This is a genomic window from Halonotius sp. GCM10025705 (assembly GCF_042662885.1).
GTDB lineage: Archaea > Halobacteriota > Halobacteria > Halobacteriales > Haloferacaceae > Halonotius > Halonotius aquaticus.
This window is the reverse complement of record NZ_JBHSZD010000001.1, coordinates 559,378-578,309: the sequence shown is the minus strand read 5'-3', so window position 1 is coordinate 578,309 and position 18,932 is coordinate 559,378. Positions and strand designations below refer to the sequence as shown.

General features: G+C 62.4%; 22 protein-coding genes and 2 tRNA genes. 18 read left to right on the top strand and 6 right to left on the bottom strand.

The annotated features are described in order from the left end of the window. Position 1: 1 nt before the first annotated feature. The 6 genes from ACFQJB_RS03280 to ACFQJB_RS03255 all read left to right on the top strand — a co-directional run bounded on the left by ACFQJB_RS03280 (position 2) and on the right by ACFQJB_RS03255 (position 5,361). Positions 2 to 610: a trimeric intracellular cation channel family protein gene (locus ACFQJB_RS03280; protein WP_379727942.1), complete on the top strand. Its 609-nt coding sequence runs from the start codon at positions 2 to 4 to the stop codon at positions 608 to 610. A gap of 118 nt (positions 611 to 728) precedes the next feature. Next, the gene (locus tag ACFQJB_RS03275) at positions 729 to 2,270 is read left to right on the top strand and encodes a PAS domain S-box protein (protein ID WP_379723915.1); all 1,542 of its coding nucleotides are present in this window, start codon (positions 729 to 731) and stop codon (positions 2,268 to 2,270) included. A gap of 134 nt (positions 2,271 to 2,404) precedes the next feature. Next, positions 2,405 to 3,034: a TetR/AcrR family transcriptional regulator gene (locus ACFQJB_RS03270; RefSeq protein ID WP_379723912.1), complete on the top strand. Its 630-nt coding sequence runs from the start codon at positions 2,405 to 2,407 to the stop codon at positions 3,032 to 3,034. Between the two features lie 63 nt (positions 3,035 to 3,097). Then, positions 3,098 to 3,547 (top strand): TIGR00725 family protein, encoded by a 450-nt coding sequence (locus ACFQJB_RS03265; RefSeq protein WP_120100593.1) that lies wholly within the window; start codon positions 3,098 to 3,100, stop codon positions 3,545 to 3,547. A gap of 66 nt (positions 3,548 to 3,613) precedes the next feature. Further along, positions 3,614 to 4,312, top strand: a complete 699-nt coding sequence (locus tag ACFQJB_RS03260) for an SDR family NAD(P)-dependent oxidoreductase (RefSeq protein ID WP_379723908.1) — start codon at positions 3,614 to 3,616, stop codon at positions 4,310 to 4,312. A gap of 218 nt (positions 4,313 to 4,530) precedes the next feature. Further along, a complete protein-coding gene (locus ACFQJB_RS03255; RefSeq protein WP_379723905.1) occupies positions 4,531 to 5,361 on the top strand; it encodes a hypothetical protein in 831 nt (276 codons plus the stop codon). A gap of 215 nt (positions 5,362 to 5,576) precedes the next feature. Here ACFQJB_RS03255 and ACFQJB_RS03250 read toward each other — a convergent pair whose 3' ends face one another. After that, complete coding sequence (locus ACFQJB_RS03250; RefSeq protein WP_379723902.1) at positions 5,577 to 6,524, bottom strand: ZIP family metal transporter; 948 nt, start codon at positions 6,522 to 6,524, stop codon at positions 5,577 to 5,579. 159 nt (positions 6,525 to 6,683) lie between these two features. On the opposite strand from ACFQJB_RS03250, the gene ACFQJB_RS03245 reads away from it, so the two are divergent. Beyond that, a complete protein-coding gene (locus ACFQJB_RS03245) occupies positions 6,684 to 7,841 on the top strand; it encodes a PQQ-dependent sugar dehydrogenase (RefSeq protein WP_379723899.1) in 1,158 nt (385 codons plus the stop codon). Between the two features lie 9 nt (positions 7,842 to 7,850). Here ACFQJB_RS03245 and ACFQJB_RS03240 read toward each other — a convergent pair whose 3' ends face one another. Next, entirely contained in the window at positions 7,851 to 8,984 is a 1,134-nt protein-coding gene (locus ACFQJB_RS03240) for a hypothetical protein (RefSeq protein WP_379723896.1), read from the bottom strand. Between the two features lie 716 nt (positions 8,985 to 9,700). Further along, positions 9,701 to 9,773 (bottom strand) — tRNA-Gln (locus ACFQJB_RS03235). Positions 9,774 to 9,881: 108 nt separating this feature from the next. Here ACFQJB_RS03235 and ACFQJB_RS03230 point away from each other — a divergent pair. From ACFQJB_RS03230 to ACFQJB_RS03215, 5 genes are all read left to right on the top strand, one after another. Then, positions 9,882 to 10,172 (top strand): hypothetical protein, encoded by a 291-nt coding sequence (locus ACFQJB_RS03230; protein ID WP_379723893.1) that lies wholly within the window; start codon positions 9,882 to 9,884, stop codon positions 10,170 to 10,172. Between the two features lie 76 nt (positions 10,173 to 10,248). Beyond that, entirely contained in the window at positions 10,249 to 11,394 is a 1,146-nt protein-coding gene (sucC, locus tag ACFQJB_RS03225) for an ADP-forming succinate--CoA ligase subunit beta (protein ID WP_379723890.1), read from the top strand. Further along, complete coding sequence (gene sucD, locus ACFQJB_RS03220) at positions 11,391 to 12,260, top strand: succinate--CoA ligase subunit alpha (RefSeq protein ID WP_379723887.1); 870 nt, start codon at positions 11,391 to 11,393, stop codon at positions 12,258 to 12,260. The genes sucC and sucD overlap by 4 nt, the downstream gene beginning before the upstream one ends. 101 nt (positions 12,261 to 12,361) lie before the next feature. Then, positions 12,362 to 12,523 (top strand): hypothetical protein, encoded by a 162-nt coding sequence (locus ACFQJB_RS15250; RefSeq protein ID WP_417448578.1) that lies wholly within the window; start codon positions 12,362 to 12,364, stop codon positions 12,521 to 12,523. Continuing rightward, on the top strand, positions 12,511 to 14,901 hold the full coding sequence (locus tag ACFQJB_RS03215; protein ID WP_417448577.1) for an ATP-dependent DNA helicase: 2,391 nt from the start codon (positions 12,511 to 12,513) through the stop codon (positions 14,899 to 14,901). The genes ACFQJB_RS15250 and ACFQJB_RS03215 overlap by 13 nt, the downstream gene beginning before the upstream one ends. A gap of 101 nt (positions 14,902 to 15,002) precedes the next feature. Here the strand turns inward: ACFQJB_RS03215 and trxA are convergent, their stop codons facing one another. Together trxA and ACFQJB_RS03205 are read right to left on the bottom strand one after the other, a co-directional pair. Beyond that, positions 15,003 to 15,335, bottom strand: a complete 333-nt coding sequence (gene trxA / locus ACFQJB_RS03210; RefSeq protein WP_120100615.1) for a thioredoxin — start codon at positions 15,333 to 15,335, stop codon at positions 15,003 to 15,005. Between the two features lie 71 nt (positions 15,336 to 15,406). After that, positions 15,407 to 16,072 (bottom strand): 2,5-diamino-6-(ribosylamino)-4(3H)-pyrimidinone 5'-phosphate reductase, encoded by a 666-nt coding sequence (locus ACFQJB_RS03205; RefSeq protein ID WP_379723884.1) that lies wholly within the window; start codon positions 16,070 to 16,072, stop codon positions 15,407 to 15,409. A gap of 93 nt (positions 16,073 to 16,165) precedes the next feature. On the opposite strand from ACFQJB_RS03205, the gene ACFQJB_RS03200 reads away from it, so the two are divergent. From ACFQJB_RS03200 to ACFQJB_RS03185, 4 genes are all read left to right on the top strand, one after another. Continuing rightward, complete coding sequence (locus ACFQJB_RS03200) at positions 16,166 to 16,402, top strand: glutaredoxin family protein (RefSeq protein ID WP_379723881.1); 237 nt, start codon at positions 16,166 to 16,168, stop codon at positions 16,400 to 16,402. Continuing rightward, positions 16,399 to 16,926, top strand: a complete 528-nt coding sequence (locus ACFQJB_RS03195; RefSeq protein ID WP_120100620.1) for a cob(I)yrinic acid a,c-diamide adenosyltransferase — start codon at positions 16,399 to 16,401, stop codon at positions 16,924 to 16,926. Before ACFQJB_RS03200 ends, ACFQJB_RS03195 begins: the two co-directional genes overlap by 4 nt. A 326-nt stretch (positions 16,927 to 17,252) precedes the next feature. Next, a complete protein-coding gene (locus ACFQJB_RS03190) occupies positions 17,253 to 17,516 on the top strand; it encodes a DUF7553 family protein (RefSeq protein WP_379723878.1) in 264 nt (87 codons plus the stop codon). A gap of 87 nt (positions 17,517 to 17,603) precedes the next feature. Further along, positions 17,604 to 17,678: transfer RNA gene (locus ACFQJB_RS03185), tRNA-Val, on the top strand. Between the two features lie 167 nt (positions 17,679 to 17,845). Here the strand turns inward: ACFQJB_RS03185 and ACFQJB_RS03180 are convergent. After that, complete coding sequence (locus tag ACFQJB_RS03180; protein WP_379723875.1) at positions 17,846 to 18,223, bottom strand: thioredoxin family protein; 378 nt, start codon at positions 18,221 to 18,223, stop codon at positions 17,846 to 17,848. A gap of 138 nt (positions 18,224 to 18,361) precedes the next feature. Between ACFQJB_RS03180 and ACFQJB_RS03175 the strand changes: the two genes are divergently transcribed. Further along, positions 18,362 to 18,541, top strand: a complete 180-nt coding sequence (locus tag ACFQJB_RS03175; protein WP_379723872.1) for a hypothetical protein — start codon at positions 18,362 to 18,364, stop codon at positions 18,539 to 18,541. A 108-nt stretch (positions 18,542 to 18,649) separates the two neighbouring features. Beyond that, complete coding sequence (locus ACFQJB_RS03170) at positions 18,650 to 18,802, top strand: hypothetical protein (RefSeq protein WP_379723869.1); 153 nt, start codon at positions 18,650 to 18,652, stop codon at positions 18,800 to 18,802. The last annotated feature ends 130 nt before the right edge of the window (positions 18,803 to 18,932 follow it).

Sequence of the window (18,932 nt, the reverse complement as noted above, 5' to 3'; positions counted from 1 at the left end):
GATGAATACAATTGGGTTGATCGCCTTCGCCCTCGTTGGTTCCTCGAAGGCTATTCGTGAGGAGTTCGACCTGCTCGGACTCATCATCGTCGGGCTTGCCATGGCGTTTGCTGGTGGGGCGACGCGTGATCTGCTTGTAACGCGAACCCCGCTGGCCCTGCAATCGCCGATCGAGATCAGTCTGGGACTTCTCGGCGTTGGCTTGGCAATCGCACTGAGCATCGTCCTTGAGGCACCGGAAACACATCCGGTGACGCTCGTCGCCGACGCGATCGGCCTCGCTGCCTTTGCGACGACCGGTGCTATCGTCGCAACTGAGGCTGGCGTGTCGGCGTTTGGGATCGTGGCGATTGCGACGATCAACGCCGTCGGTGGTGGTGCCGTCGCCGACATTCTGCTGGATCGACCCCCGTTTATCCTCTTTGAGGACTTCTATGCAAGCTGTGCTGTCATCGGTGGAACCGCCTATTGGGTCGTTGGGCTGCTTGGTGCCCCAGCGAGTACCGCTGCGGTGGTGTGTGCGCTGGTAACCGTCGGGACGCGGTTGGTGGCGGTGCTATTCAACTGGAGCCTGCCGACAGTCCAAACGTTGGGGCTCCGAGCCGACTGAAGCCGTTGGAGTGTAGACGCTCTCGCTTCTTTCGACCCAGCAATCGAACCGACACGGGAGCAGTAGACAGAATAATATGCACGCGAGCCCTCTACTGATGCACTTCACTGCTTCCGCTATGCCTGAAAAGAACTTCTCGTACGATGGTAATATCATTAATTCTGCTGAGTGGGATCGAGACTTCATCGAAGCGAGTCTCAATGCGATTCCAGATATCTTCTATGTGGTCGATACTGACGGCGATTTTCAGCGGTGGAACGACAAACTCCCACAACGTACCGGCTACACCGACGAAGAGATCGGAACGATGAACGCCCTCGAATTTTTTACGGGGGATGATCGCGAGACGATCGAATCATCGATTGAGACGGTGCTACAGACGGGCGAAGATATCACCGAGGCTGAAATCACCACTAAAGAGCAACACACGATCCCTCATGAGTTTCGAGGGGTCAGACAAACTGACGCTGCGGGTACCCCAACGGGCATCATCGGAATTGGAAGGGACATCACGACCCGGAAGTACCGAGAGGAGGAACTGAAAGCACTGAACACACGGTTTGATCTGGCATTATCGCAGACCGATACGGGGATCTGGGAACTCGATATCGCGTCCGGAACCGTCCGCTGGGATACAACCAGTGAACGGCTGTTCGGATACGACCCCGGTGAGTTTCCGGGGACATATGTTGGGGTCGGCAGCCGGGTCACCGAAAGTGATACAGAGCCCAGCGCGGAGACTGCCGACACAGCGGGTTCTGGGCCAAAGTACCGACCCGAATACGGTGATCGCATTCCGGATGAGGATCTCGATCGGGTGTCAGAACAGCTTGAACACGCAATCAAGACCGGCGAGCAGTATCAGGCTGATTTCCGGGTGCAACCGCCGAATGAGCCCCAACGGTGGATCCAGGCTCGTGGGGTCGTCGAGTACGATCATGATGGGCAGCCAGACCGAGTGCTCGGTGTCCAAACCGATATCACGGCGCAAAAAGAGCGTGAACGCGAACTCGAACGGACAAAGCAGACCCTCGAACAGAAGAATGAGCGGCTCAATCAGTTTGCCGCGACGGTCTCACACGACCTGCGGAATCCGCTTGAGATCGCACAGGGATACCTCGATGTCGCTCGGGAGACCGGTGAAGAAGATGCCTTTGACACGCTTGAGCGGTCGCTCGATCGCATGGAGTCGATGATCGATGAGTTGCTGGCGTTGGCTCGAACCGAGACCATCGATCCTGAAACGGAGCCGGTTCGTGTGGCCGACCTTGTCGCGACGGCGTGGGAAACTACCCAGACGGGAACGGCAGAACTTGCGTGTGACCTACCAGACTCAATGACTGTTGTGGCTGAGCAATCACTCCTGAAAAACGTCTTTGAGAATCTGTTCCGCAATGCCGTCGAACACAACGAGTCGCCGGTGACCGTCACCGTCGGCGAACTGGACGGCGGCGGCTTCTATATCGAGGATACCGGGAGTGGACTGCCTGAGACTGACGACCAGTCGGTGTTTGCGCAAGGGTTTACCACCAATGACAGTGGGACCGGATTCGGGCTGGCCATCACCCGAAACCTGATCGAGGCCCACGGGTGGACGATCACCGCGACTGCGAGCGCGGCTGGCGGGGCCCGATTTGAGATCCGTACCGATGGCTCGTGACTTCGTAGCGCAGCACCCACAGTCAGGTTCGAGTGACTGTATCGCTGTGTTCGTACCGCGCGGCGATTCTGGCCGACGGTGTCACACAGCCGCGGGTGCCAAGCTATTTTTCGCCCGACTGCGAACCTCCATGTATGAGCGACGAGGCACTGCTCGACGGCAACCCGGCCGATACCCACGAGGCCATCATGATGGCGACGTTTGCCGCGCTCCGCACCCACGGCTATCCCGGCATCTCGATCCAGCGGATCGCCGACGAATCTGACCTGACGAAATCGACGTTTTATCACCACTTCGACGGCAAAGACGACATCCTCCTGTCGTTTGTCGAGTATATGCGAGATTACTTCGAGCGTGGCTACCGGATCGAATCGACGGGCGATCCGGTCGGCGACCTCAAAGCGTTCATCACCGTCTCGCTGGGCGAGTATCCGGCCGCCGAGGGGACGCCGGATGCCGACGCGCGACTTTCGACGTATCTTGAGCTGCGGGCCCAAGCGATCCAAAACGAGGCGTTCCGGGCGGAGTTCACCGAGCTGTCGGCCACGCTCGTCGACAACCTTACCGAGATCATCGAAACCGGGGTCAAACAGGGCGTCTTCGCTGTCGACGATCCGGAGACAACGGCGGAGTATCTGGTCGCCACCATCGAAGGCATCAATCTCCAGCAGACAACCCGGACTGACGACCCACGCTCGATGCTCCGTAAAGAGTTGGAAACCTACATCGAGACAACGGTACTGGCCGACGACATCGCGTTCTAAGTGCGACTAGCCGCCCGCAGAGCGATCCAAAACAGCAAGACCCCCGGCGACAAGAGAGGAGATATGCGTGTCAGCGTCATCGGCGGCAGCACCGTCACCGACGAGGAGTACGCCACAGCCCAGACGCTCGGCGAGCAGCTTGCCGACCGCGGCCACGAGGTCGTCTGCGGCGGTCGAACGGGTGTGATGGAAGCCGTCTGTCAGGGAGCCCAGTCAGCCGGCGGTCACACCATCGGTATCCTTCCGGGCTCGGAGCCGGCAGCTGCTAACCCCTTCGTCGAGACGGCGATCGCCACCGGAATCAACGACGCCCGCAATGCGGTTGTGGTATTGAACGGCGACGCTGTCATCGCTGTCGACGGCGGCCCAGGAACGCTGTCGGAACTCGGCCACGCGCTCAGCCTCGGCAAGCCGGTCGCCGGCATCGACACCCACCGCGTCGACAGTGTCGCGGGTATCGAACACGTCGACACCCCGGCAGCGGCGATCGACTACGTCGAAGCCAGCGTGTAAGCGGCGATCGATACCGGGCGTCGACAGCGGCGGACGGCTTTTGGCGCTCGTGGCCCTGTCGTTTGCATGGATGTCCCTCTCTACGACAACTTGGATGAGCAGGTAGCGCTCGTCACCGGTGCGACCCGCGGGATCGGCAAGCGCATCGCCGATGGGCTCGTCGACCACGGCGCGACCGTCTACGCCGGCGCGCGTGACACCGCCGACATCGACAACGACGCCCGCGAGGCAATCGAACTCGACGTGACAGTCGGCTCACAACGAGCGGCAGCCATCGACCGCATCAGCGACGAAGCCGGCTGTCTGGATATTCTCGTCAACAACGCTGGCGTGATGGACAGCCGCGAGTCGCTGGCCGAGATGCCGACTGAGACGATCGAGCAGACGCTATCGACGAACCTCCATGGGCCGATCCACCTAACGAAACAGGCACTCGATCTCTTACTGCCGCAGCCCGGCCCTCGCGTCGTCAACGTCTCCTCCGGGCTGGGCGCGATCACCGAGCCACAGTCCGGTGGGATGCCGGCCTACCGGATTTCAAAGACCGGGCTCAACGGTCTCACACGATATCTTGATGGCGAATACAGCAGGCAGGGATTGCTTGCCAATTCGGTCTGTCCGGGCTACGTCCAGACCGACATGACCGAGGGGAGTGCGCCCAGAACGCCCGAAAAAGGTGCGGAGACGCCGATCTGGCTGGCGCGGTTCAAGCCTGATGCCCCAAGTGGAGCGTTCTGGCGTGATCAATCGCCGAAAGACTGGTGACCGTGGGTTCAACCGCCGCAGGCAGTGCCTGTCTGGAGCACAGTTCGACCAGCCTGACGGGTCGCAGACAGCAGGCAACGTGATACTAACCGGCTGCAGCACATACAGTAAGATATGTCTCGATCACAGCAGGCGGTCGCACCCACCGCGACACCCCGTGGCAGCAGCCACGGAAGGGGAGCGACGGCGATCGCTGTTGATCTCAGGAGTTGGCAGGGATGACACAGGGATCGTCACGAACCGGCAGCGGAGGCGTGACACGGCGTGCCGCCATCGGCATCATCCTTGGTGGGGTAGCACTGGGCGTGAGTACCGCGGGGGCCTTCGATCAGGTCGACACCAGACGGCCCTTCGGGATCGCTGTCAGCGACACCAACGCGCTTGTCGGGCTCGTCGACCGCGGCCCGGTGAAAAAGAACGCCCAAGAGCCGATGGTGACGATCACGAACAACACGGCCGACACCGTGAGTTACACTCTCACACTGGATAGCTGTGCCGACGGGACACTCCACAGCCCAAACGGCGGTACTGGCTGTTCGATTACGTTCAGTCTCGCCGGCGGCAACAGCGGCACCGTCGATCTGACCGCCGCCATAGCAGGGACGGTCACCTACAGCATCAGCGCGACCAGCCCCACGCTCTCGATTCAAACGACCGGCAGCGTGACAGCTGAAACCGGCAACGTCGCCGGCGCGATCCGGATCCAGAAACCGGTTCAGGATCAGGAGTTCACCGCGGCCCCACCGCAGGGCAACCAGGGGAACGTCTTCGAGATCAAAAGCGTCGATGTGCGTGACGACGACGGCGACGATGATCTCGTGGAGGTCGCCTACGAGGTACGAGAAGGGGGCTCGGGTGGGACGATCGTCGGCGAAAAAACGGTCACGCTCCCGCCGTCGAACCGCTACAACCCGAACGGTAACCCGGCCGAGACGATCGATCCAAATTCGGGGTACACGATCCAAAGCGGGGTGTTGTACACCCTCACCGTCACCGGTACTGACGCCGACGGCAACACCGAAACCTCGACGATCGAAGATACGGCCTGAATGCCGCTGGGCGACCGCTCACAGCGGGATTTCGAGGGCCATGCCGATCAGCAGAAACAGCAGGATAACCCCCACAATCGCCAGGCCGATCTTTTGGAACGTGTTCATCGATATCCCGTATCAGCGACAGGCGTAAAAATAGTTGTGCGCAGCTCCCGATCGAATCGGGGTGAGCGTCACCAGCAAACCCCGGAGGCGTCGACGACGGGTGCTACTTAGACGTACAACAGCGGCAGCATCAACAAGACGCCGGCGACGATCCCGGTCGCCAACTCGCCGTAGCCGTGACGCGGGAGGTCGACGCCGGTGGCCAACGCCTCCGGGATGAACTCCGTGAGGACGAGATAGATCATCGCGCCGGCCGCAAAGCCGAATCCGAACGGAAGGAACGATTCAGCCCAGGTCACAAACGCGAAGGCGATGACCGCGCCGATCGGCTGGGGCAAACTGGAAAAGACCGCCGCGCCGACCATCCGCCACTTCGAGAGTCCCATTGCCCGCATCGGGATGGCGATGGCGGTGCCCTCGGGGATGTTGTGGATCGAGATCGCGATCGTCATAAACACAGCCAGCAGTGGCACAGCGATGCCGAACACGTCGATCCCGCCCTCCAAGCCGAGTTCCGCAAAGGAGACACCGACGGCGACGCCTTCCGGGAAGCTGTGAACGGTCAGAATCCCCAGAATCAACACGAGCTTTTTGAGGTCGCCCTCGGCGAAGGCCTCGACGTCAATCGGATGGTCGTGGCTGTGAGTCCCCCCATCGCCGTCAGGGAGGGCCTCGCTCTCCTCGACAGCGGCGGCTGCTGCGTCAGCGTCGTGGTCGTCCGCATGGTCGTGCTCGTGCGCCGTATCGTGGCCACCGTCGCCACCGACATTGGCCGCATCAAGCACGCGATCAGCAACCTCAACGAGGACGACCCCCGCGACGAGGCCGCCGAGCATGAGCGTCGGCACCCCACCGCTGGCGTACGCCAACCCCTCGTTGATGAGGCCGAACAGCGATGCGGCGACCATAATCCCCGAGGCGATTCCCCACAGGGCGACGTTCCAGCGGTCGCTGAAGTCCTCAACGAAGAAAAACGGGATCGCCCCAATCCCGGTCGCCAACGCCGTGATTAGCCCGGCAACAAAGACAAGCGTCAAATTCACCAGGAGGCTCATACGTCGGCGTTCACACCCGATAGTAAAGAAAGTTTGTAAGTGAAAAACAAAATTTTGTCTAACCTAAAACAGCGCGGGAGAGTAGTCTCACTCCTGCTGGCAAGGGCTCATATTGTGGTGAGTCGGTGTCATTTTGTCTGCGACAGCCGACATAGAGCTATGGAACGACGCAGCTATCTGTCGGCTGTAGGGGTAGTCGGTGCCGGCGCGCTTGGGGGCTGTCTGAGCGAGTCACCAGAGCAGTCGACTCAGGCAGGCATTACTGTCGAGCGAGTCGTTGAGGGGCTAACCCACCCGTGGGGGCTGGCTGCTGGCGGCCCCGACGACGCGCTGTTGGTCACCGAACGCGATCCAGGTCGGCTTCAGCGGATCGACCCCAACGCCGGTACAGCAACCGAGATCAGCGGGGTACCCGCGGTCGATGCCGCCGGACAGGGCGGGCTGCTCGATGTGACGTGGGGGCCCGACGATTCGTGGGTGTATCTCACCTACGCGATCACAGCCGAGGATGGCACAACAACCCGGCTTGGTCGCGGACGACTCGACGCCGGTGGCGACCGGTTGACCAACTTCGAAACGCTGTACACCGCGGAACCGGCCGTCGATTCCTCGGGGCATTACGGCTCTCGGGTCACATTCGGGCCCGAAGGCTATCTGTATATGACGGTCGGCGATCGCCAGTTCAAGAACTTCGGCCCCGAGCACGTCGCCCAAGACCGAAGCAATGACCTTGGGACAACACTGCGACTGGGGGCGGATGGTTCGATCCCCGCGGACAACCCCTTCGTCGACGAGGAGGCCGCCCAAGATGCGATCTACAGCTACGGCCACCGAAACGCACAGGGCCTCGATGTCCATCCCGAAACGGGCGCGATCTGGGAGAGTGAGTTTGGTGAGTCCGATGGCGACGAGATCAACATCATCGAGCGCGGCGGCAACTACGGCTGGCCGGTCGCTGACGAGGGCTGTACCTACGGCACCGGCCAACCGATCGGCGTGAGCCACGACGACCGCGAGGACATGATCGGGCCGGTCTTCGGCTGGCCCTGCGGCGAGGACGGCCCCGCACCAAGCGGAATGGCGTTCTACGACGGCGAGGCATTCCCGGCGTGGCAAGGTGACCTCTTCGTCGGCGGACTGGCCGGCCAACGTCTTGTGCATCTCGGGATTGATGGCCAGGACGTGACTCTCCGTGAACCACTCGTCGCCGACCGCGGCTGGCGGGTGCGGGCGGTCGTCGTCGGCCCCGAGGGTGAGCTCTATCTCGCGATCGACGACGGATCGGCCCCGATCGTTCGGCTGCTGCCGGACGCCTGAGCCCGCGGGTCACAGCGATCGGCGAGAGCCAGAGATAACGCCCAACACGCCGACGATCACACCGACCGCGATCGACGGGAGCCCGGCCTCCACCGGCATCCAGCCGGCAAGCCAGAGCAGACCGGCGGTAATGATGATCACCGCACCACCGACCGAGGGGGCGATGCGCATGGCGAGACTGCCGAGAATGACGACTAACAGGATCGACAACACCGCACGCACCACCGCATCCCGACGTTCTTGGCGTGTTGGATTCTGGATTGACTGCTGGCCGCTGATCGTCGCATCGTTCATGTTCGTCGCCTCGTAGTCGGCGTTCCAGTTCGACTCAGTGGTGTCGTCTGGAACCGGCACATCCGCGGTCATATTTTGCGCATAGGAGTCCTCCAAGATCGTATTCGATGCATTGCCCGCCTCCGAGAGCGTCAGCTCAGCAGCGCGGACATTCGAGAGGTTGACCGCGAGTCGATCGCCACCCTCGGGGCGACGGTAGGCCGTCGAGATGTTGATCCCTGAGATCGATTCGGTCGTGGTGTATTCGATCGGCTCGATCGGCAGCGCAGTCGGTTCGCTCCGCCGAGGCGTGACGGTGGTGACGTGGGTTTGCTGGGCGGTCGGATCGACGATCACGACGCGGTACTGCTGGTTGCGCTGGAGGGCCGTCTGAAAGCCATTGTCGCCGATGATGTCGCCGGCGACGGTCTGATACTGGGTGCCGGCGTCTGTTGGCACCGGTCGCTGAAGGCGGAGTTCGGATCGTTCCGCATCGAACCGGCCGGTTTGATCAGCCAGCCGCAGCCGTGGGGTAACGGCTGCCACTGAGTCCTCAGCAGGCAGCAGATATGCCGGCTGTTGGTCGATCCGGGCAGGGAGCCGGACGCGGCGGTCGTAGTAGCCACCATCCGAAGCGAGTTGGGCTGCAAATCGTGTGTTGACCGGGAGGCCGGTCATGTTGATCGTGCCATCACGCGTTGTCTGTCGGGTGACCGGCTCGCCGGTATCGACGGGCGTGAGCGTTACAGTGGTCTCGCTGCCGTCGATCAGCGAGCCATCGGTGACATCCCGGATCGACAGCTCGGAGGAGTTCGGCCACGCGGATCGTCTGCTGGCCGCGCGGGAGATCCTGAAATGTCGCTGTCCCATCCGGGTTCGGAGCGGCGTCGGTGGCGACGACCTGGTCGTCGGCGACAGCGGCGACGCTGTTGTCGGGCGAGACGCCGCTGACCGAGACGGTGACCGGCTCGGGGGCCCGGTAGCTGAAATCGGGGCGGTCGTCAGTCGGGTCGATGCCAGGGGTGGTGAACTGGTCGAACTGACCATCCAGCGTGACCGTTCCGATATCGCTTCGATTGACAGTGACGGGGTTGCGTGTGGCGTCGACCGATTCGATGCCGACCTGTGAGGCCTCGAAGGCATCGTCGCTGACGGTAGCCGACGCCGGGCCACCGCTGCTGAGTTCGAGGGGGCCGCTCGTCCAGGAGTCGTTGCCGACGACCGGTTTCGACTCGACGGCTTTGCTTTCGGTGACCGTGACCTCAAAGCCAGTCTCGGTCTCGTAGGTGAGGTCGCTGACGGTCGTGTTGGTGATGACCGAGTAGGAGATCACAGAAACCGGAATCGCCATTAGCGCGACGGCGATCACGACGACCAGCAGTTCGTTTCGATCCATCGAGAGGGTGGTGGCGACCGGCATCGTGGTGCCGTCACGCCATGTATGCCACAGGAGTCTGTCGGGCGGACGGTTAACCTCGTTTATTAGCCGCGGCTCGTGTGAACCAGTTGTCGTCTTGGGCGTGATGGGTTTGATCGACCATCGCGGCTGTGAATTGGAACGTCGAGGCTCAGTTTCGCGGTAAAAGTAGTCCCGGGCGGATTCGAACCGCCGTCATAGGCTCCAAAGGCCCATATGATTGGCCACTACACCACGGGACTGCATTCCAAGGTCAGGCTGGCGATTACATTAGTCCTTTCTTTTCGTGACACGGCTGGCGCTGCGGCGACGCCCACCAGCGATATACGCCACCGGTGTCAGTGGCCGGTATGGGACTACAACGCGTCGGGGTGCTTTGTGTGACCCTCGGGCTCGCGGTGGTGATGCTGACGGCCGTGCTCTTCGGCCCGGCTGCCGGCGGCACCGACGTTGGCTGCCCCGACCACGACCCAAGCTACGCGCTGGCTGGCGTCGATGTTGGCTCACTCGCCGTCAGCTACACCGACGGCTGCAACACGTTCGTCCTCCAGCCGCTCATCACCGGCGGCGTCGGGCTGACCGGCCTCGGGACTCTCTTCGGCCTGCTTGGGATCGGCCGAACGAGTGTCAACAGGTCGTAGCCGTCGGGGTCGAGGTGTCACCCAAGTCGCCGAAAATGGGCGGATTTAACCGTCAGTCCGTCCCGCGTACACACGTATGCGACTTCACGAGTATCAGGCGAAGGACATCTTCGCGGACGCCGGGATTCCGGTGCCGAACTCCCAACTTGCAGACAGCGTTGAGGGCGTCCTCGATGCGGTGTCCGCGATCGGCTATCCAGCAGCGATCAAAGCGCAGGTACACGTCGGCGGCCGCGGGAAAGCCGGCGGGATCAAGATCGCCACCAGTGAGGAAGAAGCACGCGAGGCCGCTGAGTCCATTCTCGGAATGGATCTCAAAGGCTACACCGTCGACCGCGTCCTCGTCGAGGAAGGCGTCGACTTCGTCGATGAGTACTACGTCGGCGTCACGATGGATCGCGGCGAGGGCGAACCCGTCGCCATGGTCTCCACGAAAGGCGGTGTCGATATCGAGGCCGTCGCCGAGGAGGATCCCGACGCCATCGCCCAAGAGCACATCGACCCCGCCTTCGGGCTCCAGCCCTACCAAGCCCGCAAGGTTGTCTACGACGCCGGCGTCCCCGCCGAGTACGCCCGCGACGTATCTTCGATCCTCTCGACGCTCTACGAGCTCTACGAGGCCAACGACGCCAGCGACATCGAGATCAACCCCGTGATGATCACGGCCGACGATGACGTGATCGCCGCCGACGCGGTGATGAACATCGACGAGGACGCCCTTTTCCGCCAGCCCGACCTCGCCGACATGGAAGAAGACTCCTACCAGAACGACCTCGAACGCAAGGCCGGCGAGTACGGCTTTGACTACGTTCGTCTCTCGGGCAACACGGGGATTATCGGCAACGGCGCGGGCCTCGTGATGGCGACACTCGACCTCGTCGACTACTACGGCGGCACCCCCGCGAACTTCCTCGACGTCGGCGGCGGCGCGAAGGCCGACCGCATCGGCAACGCCCTCGATATGGTCTTTGCCGACGAGAACGTCGACAGTGTCGTCTTCAACATCTTCGGCGGGATCACCCGCGGCGACGAGGTCGCCAAGGGAATCAACGAAGCCCTCGAAGACTTCGAGGAGATCCCGAAACCGGTCGTCGTCCGACTCGCCGGCACCAACGCCGAGGAAGGCATGGAAATCCTCAACACCGACCTCGTACAGGTCGAAGCGACGCTTGAGGACGCCGTCCAACGTGCGGTCGCCAACGCCGAGGAGGTGGCCCAATGAGCGTTTTTGTCGATAATGACACCCGCGTCGTCGTCCAAGGTATCACCGGCGGCGAAGGGAAGTTCCATACCGAGCAGATGTTGGAGTACGGCACCAACGTCGTCGCTGGCGCGGTGCCGGGCAAAGGCGGCCAAGAGGTCGCCGGGGTTCCGGTCTACGACACCGTCGATGAGGCTGTCGACGCCGAAGACGCGAACGCCTCGGTCGTCTTCGTCCCGCCGGCGTTCGCCGGCGACGCCGTCTTCGAAGCCCTCGATACCAACCTCGATCTCGTCGTCGCTATCACCGAAGGCATCCCGACACAGGACATGGCGAAGGTGAACAAGCGACTCTCCGAGGTCGACACGAACCTGATTGGGCCGAACTGTCCTGGCATCATCACGCCGGGCGAGGCCAAACTCGGCATCCTGCCGGGCAACATCTTCGAGTCCGGTAACGTCGGCCTGGTCTCGCGGTCGGGCACCCTGACCTACCAGGTCGTCTCGAACCTGACCGACCGGGGTATTGGGCAGACCACGGCGATTGGCATCGGCGGCGACCCGATCATCGGCACCTCCTTTATCGACGCGCTGGAGGCCTTCGAGGCCGACCCCGAAACCGACGCCATCGCCATGTGTGGCGAGATCGGCGGCGAGGACGAGGAGCAGGCCGCGAAATACATCGCCGAGTACATGGACACCCCGGTTGCGGGCTTCATCGCCGGCCGCACCGCGCCGCCGGGTAAGCGGATGGGCCACGCGGGGGCCATCGTCTCCGGCTCCGGCACCGGCACCGCCGAATCGAAGATCAACGCGCTCAACGATGCCGGCGTCCCGGTTGCCGACACGCCTGGTGAGGTCGCCGAAGCGATCGACGACTTCCTGTAGTCACCGCTGCTGCGATTTTATTTCAAGCATCTACAAGCGCCGCCCGGGAGTACCGACCGAGGGTGCGAGCATATAAATCCGGGTAGGCACCAACCCCAGATGTGACCAGCGAGTCCGACCCGGACTGGAAGCCGTATTTCGGCTTTTCTGCGCCCTACGCAAACCAGGCCGACGCCATCGAGCAGGCCATCGAGACCGTCGGCGACCGTGGCTACCTCGCCATGGAGGTCCCTGCGGCACCGGGAAGACGATGGCCGCGTTGACCGCGGCGGCAACCCTCCTCCGTGAGACCGATAGCTTCGACAACGTCTTCGTCGCCACACCGGTCAAACAGCAACGCCAGCAGTTCATCGACGACCTGCGAACGATCAACCGCGGGATCGAGGAGCCACTCGCCGGCGTCGCCCTCGTCGGCAAAACCGATCTCTGTCCCTACGGCCGCGAGAACCTGTTTCCGGAGGACGCAAGCGTCCACGATCGGTGTGAGGAGCTCCGGGATTCGACAGCCGATCTCATTCGCACCGACGATAATGACGGCACGGGCGAGACGACAACGCAATCGTCGATCACCTCACAACTCCTCGAAAGCATTGCCGGTGGGGTTGGCGGCGACGACGCTGACGCCCCCGAGCCAGCAGCACGCCTCACCGCCGGCCGTGATGATACCGACCAGTGGTGGGACACCGAGCGCGCACTCGAACTCGTCCAAACAGCCCAACAGGATCTCCGCGCGGCCCAGCAGTCCAGCGGCGGCGACGACGCGACGCCATTAGAGACGGCCGGCGCGAGCGCGCCGTACGGCACCGCCCAGCCGGCCGCACCCGAATCGATGACCGACGGCAACTCGACGCCGCTGTACTGTCCGTTCGAGGCCGACTGGTACGCCCGCGATAAAGGGTCGCCCGTCGGCTTCGAGCAGGGTATCGATCACGTGCTCTCGACCGAGGAATTCCTGCCGGCGTCGGTCGAGGCCGGCACCTGTCCCCACCGGGCGATGGGCGTCCTGCTGGAACACGCGGATGTCGTCATCGGCAACTACAACCACCTCTTCGACAGTCGCACGCGCAACCTCACCGAACCGATCCTCGACGAGCGGACACTTGTGATTCTCGATGAGGCCCACCGGATCGAGGAGCGCGTCCGCGATCTCGTCAGCGACACAGTCGGCCGCGTGACGCTCACACAGTCCCAACGCGACCTCGGCAAACTGCTCGATCGCGCCAGCCAACACCCGGACAACAAAGAAGTGGTGGAAAAGCACCTCGCCGAACACGACGTACCCTACGAAGCCGTCGAGCAGGCCCGAACCTTCTATCGGGAGGCGGTCGCGTGGCTGGACGACCACGTCGATGACGCGCTCGCCGAACGGTTCGACGGCTACGCGGCCGGCTATCTCGACGATCTGCCAGCCGAGCGGATCGAACTCGAACTCCGCGATCCAGAAACCGACGAGCGAGACACCTTCACCAAGTGGGCTGAAAACGCGGGCTACGACGGGGCGTTCTTTCGGACGCTCGGGAAAGTCGGGGGTGCGGTCGAAGACGCACTCAGCCAACTCGGGATCGACCGCGACTGCGTCTGTACCGCCGTTGGCGCACGGTTCGGTCAGTGGTGGACGCGGGATCACACCGCCTTTTTCCGAGAGATCACACTGGAGCCGACCGACGCCGACAGAGATCGTCTCGACCCCGAGTGGCGAACCGCCTACAACGCCTCGCTGGTGATGTACAACTGTATTCCAGCCGAGCAGGTGGGCGAAATCTTAGGCGAGTTCGGCGGCGGCGTCTTGATGAGCGCGACGCTGGAACCGTTGGACGTGTTCGAGGCGGTCAGCGGGCTGTCGTCGGTCGCGGCGGGAGGCAGCACAGCAGGCGGCAACACGGCCGGCGGCGACACAGCCGGCAGCGGCGACGACCGACCGCCCCGCCGCGTCGATCGGCGCAGCTACGATCTCCAGTTCCCCGTCGCCAACCGCGAAAGCTGGATCGTCGACGTGGAGCCGTTCACCGCCCGCAACCGCGGTGACCCGGCCGACCCCGACAACGCAACCCGTGATCGCTACGCCTACGTCGGCCGCGAGATCGCCCGTAGTCACGGAAATATCCTACTGTGTTACCCCAACTACGCCGAGGCAGAGTGGGCCGCCGGTCGGCTGCGCGAGGAGATCGACAAACCAGTCTATCTCGATGAATCCTCAAGTCACGAGGCGACCCACGCGCTCCGCGAGGGGTTCGTCGACGACGATCACGCGGTGTTGGTGACAAGCACGCGCGGGACGCTGACTGAGGGCGTCGACTACGAGGGCGAGGAGTTACACACCTGTGCGGTGTTCGGGATTCCGCTTGTCAACATCGGCTCCCCGCGCGTGCAGGCGGTACGGCACGCCTACGGCGATCGGTTTGGGCGCGACAACGCCTTCGACTACGCGCTGACGGTGCCGGCCGTCCGACAGGTGCGGCAGGCGATCGGTCGGGTGTTGCGCGGGCCGGAGGAACGCGGCGTTCGGGTGCTCGTCGGCGAGCGATACCTCCCCGACAAACCGCGGTCGGTCGCGCCGTTTTTCCCCGACCAAGAGCGTGCGGAGTTCCGGCGGTTAACGCCGGAGTATCTCGACAGCCAATTTGAGGCATTCTGGAAGTAAGACTGGCTGTGTGGTACCAAATAACAAAAGAGCAGCCGGTGAGACCGCAGCGACCGTTGCCGTCGATCAGTGATCGATCCGATCTGGCGTCGCGTAGTCGCTTACGCGCGCAGTTCGTCAAGCGCAGCCTGCAGGTCGGCCTTATCCTGGACGCCGACAACGCGGTCGGCGGCTTCGCCGTTGTGGTAGAACTCGATGGTTGGGACGCTCCGGATGCCCTTTTCGCTGGCGAGCTCCTGGAGCTCGTCGATGTCGACTTTCAGGACTGCGGCGTCGGTTTCGGCGGCCAACTCCTCTACTGTTGGGGCCAGCATCTTACAGGGGCCACACCAGTCGGCGTAGTAGTCGACGAGGGCAACCTCGTTGTCGGCGATCAGTTCCGCGAAGTGGTCGCTGTCGGATACGTGGATCGGCTCGGTAGCTGCTTGGCTCATATTACCTTCTTCGGTAGCATTACATATAAGCATGGAGGGGCGATGCCGACAGCACACACAACCGCTCGGGTTTAGCCGTCGATCGTGTAGTTCAACACCACGCCGTCGTCCAATTGTTCGATATCGTCGAGCGTGAGCGCCGGGAACTCTTCGGTGAAGCCGTCGCCGTCGGTCAGCGTCGGCGCGTCTCGGCCGCCGATGAGCATCGAGCCGACGAACACAGAGAGTTCATCGACGAGTCCCTCCTCAAAGGCCGAGAAGATGAGTTCACCGCCGCCCTCGATCATGAGCCGTTCAAGCCCCTCGTCGGCGAGGCGGTCGATCCCGGCGGCGAGATCAACGCGGTCGTCGCCAGCGACGATGATCTCCGCGCCTGCATCAGCCAGTTCGGTTCGCCTGTCTTCGGGTGCCTGTTCGGACACAAGCAGGTAGGTCGTCGCCTCGTCGTCGAGAATGCGGGCATCGAGTGGGGTTCGGGCTGTCGAGTCAGCGACGACGCGGGCGGGGTTGCCCGGTCGGCCGTGTCGCTGTCGCTGCACGCGGCGGTCAGTCACGTCAAGTGTGAGATGGGGGTCATCAGCCAGCACGGTGCCGACGCCGACCATGACGCCGTCGGCGGCCGCCCGGATTCGGTCGACGCGGTCAAAATCCTCAGGGCCGCTGATGGCGAGTTGCTCCCGGCGTCGGGAGGCGAGTTTGCCATCGACGCTCATCGCGGCGTTGACGACGACGTGCATACCGGCCATCAGCGCGTGATCGACATCGGGGTTTCGGTCGCAGCGCGTAACCGCGGCACTAAGCTACTTGCCTGCTGAACCCAAACGCGGGGTATGGTGACCCTGTATGCGCTCGATGGGTGTCCGTACTGCGAAAACGTCCACGACGCCCTCGACGACAACGAGATCGACTACGAGACGATCTGGACAGCCCCGCTTCACTCCGATCGCAACGAGGTCAAACGCGTCAGCGGACAGCGAAGTGTCCCCGTCATCGTCGACGAGGAACGCGGTGTGACGATGGCCGAAAGCGAAAATATTCTCAGCTTTATCGAACGGAGTCTGGCATGACGATCTACACCGGCCGCGGCGACGAGGGACTCACGGATCTACGGGATCGCTCGCGGGTGTCGAAAACGAACGTCCGGATCGAAGCCTACGGCGTTGTCGACGAGGCCAACTCGCTGATCGGCCGGGCGCGACCGACCGGCTACGACGATGTCGACGACTGGCTGGCCGGCGTGCAAAACCACCTCCATATCATCCAAGCGGAGTTCTCGATGCCGGAGGCCGACGATCCCTCGATCGAGGAGGCCCACGTCGAAGAAGTCGAAGACTGGATCGACACCGCCGACGAGGAGCTTGACCCGCTCACCGAGTTCATCCTCCCGGGCGGCAGCGACAGCGGGGCAGCACTCCATCACGCCCGGTCGGTGACCCGGCGGGCCGAGCGACGAGCGGTCGAACTCGCCAACAATGAACCGATCAACGCTGAGGCGTTGGTGTATCTGAATCGGCTCTCGGACGCGCTGTTTACGTTCGCGCGACTGGTCAACTCACGCGACGAAATCCCTGAGGAATCGCCAAGCTACTGAGCAGTGCTGATCAGTGATCGCCACGCAATCGAAGAGAACCTGACGACGACCGACGGGACAGACGGGAGGATGCGGTCGTCGCGGTGCGGATGATGCCAACGATGCCGTCGGTGACACGACGGAGGCGATACGATGCGGTCGCAACGGAAGCAGGAATCCGTCGGCGACCGTATTTTTAGGTTTGCCTAATTCATTGTATAGGTTTTGATTTAGGTGCGCCTAAAATACCCGAACACAGTAGCGGGGATGGACAGACCCCCGGAAGCGCAAACTGTTGGTATAGGAAGGACACAAGAGCTTTATCTGTTGCTGCCGAAAGGACAGATATGAACAAGCACTTCAGTGATACTCGATACTACCTCACCCAAGCCGCATCGCACCTCAACCGTGGCGTCCGCGAGGAGCTATCGCCGGTCGTTCGGCGGGTTCGACGGCGGTTGGGCCGTGAAGTTCCGGAGCCGACGCCCGAAACGCCAGCCGAGAAGGCCCGCGTCGCCGCCAGGCGATCAACCGAGCGTGTCGTCGAAACGGCAACCGGGGCGAAACAGCGTGTCGACCGATACCGGCGCGACGACGACGCTGCTGTCTGAGCACCGTCCTCGGTCAGCATTTCTTGCGGTATCCACATCACGCGGAGAGAAGGGTTTAAGTCCAGCCGAGAGATAGCAATTTTCGTCGGGTCGGTGGTCTAGTCTGGTTATGACGGCTCCTTCACACGGAGCAGGTCGGCGGTTCAAATCCGCCCTGACCCATTCGTTTTCTTGCGCGTTTGAAGGAGGAAGTCGACAGGCTCGCGATTCGATGCAGCAGTTACAGCAGCAGAACTGATCAGCTTCGCGCAGCCGGCGACAGCGAGCATACCAAGGCCTGTCTCATCTAGTCGAACGCAGTCGGGAGAGACTGCCGTCGAAACCGACACTCAGTGATCCGTGGTTGTGTCAACCTGGGCGTCGATCCAGGCGGTAAGGTCGTCGCCAGGGACGAAGCCCTCGGCATGGCGGGCGACTGGGTCGCCGTCGACAAACAGGACAAACAGCGGCACGCTCCGTACCTCGAAGCGGTCGACGAGCGGCGGATCGTCTCGTGGGTTGACGAGAGCGACCCCGATGTCGAGTTGGCGAGCAACGTTGCCGACGATCGGTTCCATGCTTGCACAGATGCCACAGCCCTCCGTGTAGAACTCGACCAACGCGATCTCGTGTTCCGAGATGAAGTCATCAAGGGCCGCTTCGTCGGCAAGATTGGTTGGGCGGGTTGTCGCTTGGGTGTCCGCCGCAGTGTCGGCTGTCTCAGTCATGGCCGAAAAGAGGTGGGCTGGCTATCTAAGACGTTCGGCCCAACTGAACTCAGAGTTGACGACGATGCGATCTGCCTCATAGTTGTGTCATGTGATACCAACCCATGAAATTTTGCCTATCGAGCCGAAATATCCATTATGAGCGCCATCATTCTCTCGGTTTCCGCCGAACAACAACTGCTGCTGAAACTCCAGTCGACGGTCGTGATGACGATCTTCGGGCTCATCGCTGGGCTCGCGCTCAAGCAGGTGTTACGAGCGATTATCGGGGATGGCTTCATCGACGCCAGCCCCTCCCGGCAGTCGCCGTGGCGATAGTAGGTGGGACAACCGAAAACGTGGCATGGAGGCGACAAGCGACATCCACCGAACAGGTGAACGCCCAGCCAAGGATTTTTATTCGCCGAGTGCGTGGCACGTGTTGTCATGTGCCACCACGTAGATATGGCCATCGACTGGGATGAGATCGAAACCGAATCGGAGTCACGAACACGAACGCTCGAAACACACGAGACCGACGAGCCGGAACTCGACGCCGAGGAATCACCACCCGAAGCCGCACCGCCGGCTGACGACTAACGAGCCCATTTTTTGCGGACAGCAGTTTGAAGTAGTCGACTGTCGAACTCTCTTCCAGAGAAACACTTCCGACCCAGCAATGCAACATCCAGCCGCACCCGTTGGAGCAAGACCTGTGAGCGGAGAGGTC

Coding starts and splice junctions, on each gene's coding strand:
- ACFQJB_RS03280 (WP_379727942.1), top strand. CDS start 2: ATGAATACAATTGGGTTGATCGCCTTCGCCCTCGTTGGTTCCTCGAAG.
- ACFQJB_RS03275 (WP_379723915.1), top strand. CDS start 729: ATGCCTGAAAAGAACTTCTCGTACGATGGTAATATCATTAATTCTGCT.
- ACFQJB_RS03270 (WP_379723912.1), top strand. CDS start 2,405: ATGAGCGACGAGGCACTGCTCGACGGCAACCCGGCCGATACCCACGAG.
- ACFQJB_RS03265 (WP_120100593.1), top strand. CDS start 3,098: ATGCGTGTCAGCGTCATCGGCGGCAGCACCGTCACCGACGAGGAGTAC.
- ACFQJB_RS03260 (WP_379723908.1), top strand. CDS start 3,614: ATGGATGTCCCTCTCTACGACAACTTGGATGAGCAGGTAGCGCTCGTC.
- ACFQJB_RS03255 (WP_379723905.1), top strand. CDS start 4,531: ATGACACAGGGATCGTCACGAACCGGCAGCGGAGGCGTGACACGGCGT.
- ACFQJB_RS03250 (WP_379723902.1), bottom strand. CDS start 6,524: ATGAGCCTCCTGGTGAATTTGACGCTTGTCTTTGTTGCCGGGCTAATC.
- ACFQJB_RS03245 (WP_379723899.1), top strand. CDS start 6,684: ATGGAACGACGCAGCTATCTGTCGGCTGTAGGGGTAGTCGGTGCCGGC.
- ACFQJB_RS03240 (WP_379723896.1), bottom strand. CDS start 8,984: ATGGGACAGCGACATTTCAGGATCTCCCGCGCGGCCAGCAGACGATCC.
- ACFQJB_RS03230 (WP_379723893.1), top strand. CDS start 9,882: ATGGGACTACAACGCGTCGGGGTGCTTTGTGTGACCCTCGGGCTCGCG.
- sucC (WP_379723890.1), top strand. CDS start 10,249: ATGCGACTTCACGAGTATCAGGCGAAGGACATCTTCGCGGACGCCGGG.
- sucD (WP_379723887.1), top strand. CDS start 11,391: ATGAGCGTTTTTGTCGATAATGACACCCGCGTCGTCGTCCAAGGTATC.
- ACFQJB_RS03215 (WP_417448577.1), top strand. CDS start 12,511: ATGGCCGCGTTGACCGCGGCGGCAACCCTCCTCCGTGAGACCGATAGC.
- trxA (WP_120100615.1), bottom strand. CDS start 15,335: ATGAGCCAAGCAGCTACCGAGCCGATCCACGTATCCGACAGCGACCAC.
- ACFQJB_RS03205 (WP_379723884.1), bottom strand. CDS start 16,072: ATGCACGTCGTCGTCAACGCCGCGATGAGCGTCGATGGCAAACTCGCC.
- ACFQJB_RS03200 (WP_379723881.1), top strand. CDS start 16,166: ATGGTGACCCTGTATGCGCTCGATGGGTGTCCGTACTGCGAAAACGTC.
- ACFQJB_RS03195 (WP_120100620.1), top strand. CDS start 16,399: ATGACGATCTACACCGGCCGCGGCGACGAGGGACTCACGGATCTACGG.
- ACFQJB_RS03190 (WP_379723878.1), top strand. CDS start 17,253: ATGAACAAGCACTTCAGTGATACTCGATACTACCTCACCCAAGCCGCA.
- ACFQJB_RS03180 (WP_379723875.1), bottom strand. CDS start 18,223: ATGACTGAGACAGCCGACACTGCGGCGGACACCCAAGCGACAACCCGC.
- ACFQJB_RS03175 (WP_379723872.1), top strand. CDS start 18,362: ATGAGCGCCATCATTCTCTCGGTTTCCGCCGAACAACAACTGCTGCTG.
- ACFQJB_RS03170 (WP_379723869.1), top strand. CDS start 18,650: ATGTGCCACCACGTAGATATGGCCATCGACTGGGATGAGATCGAAACC.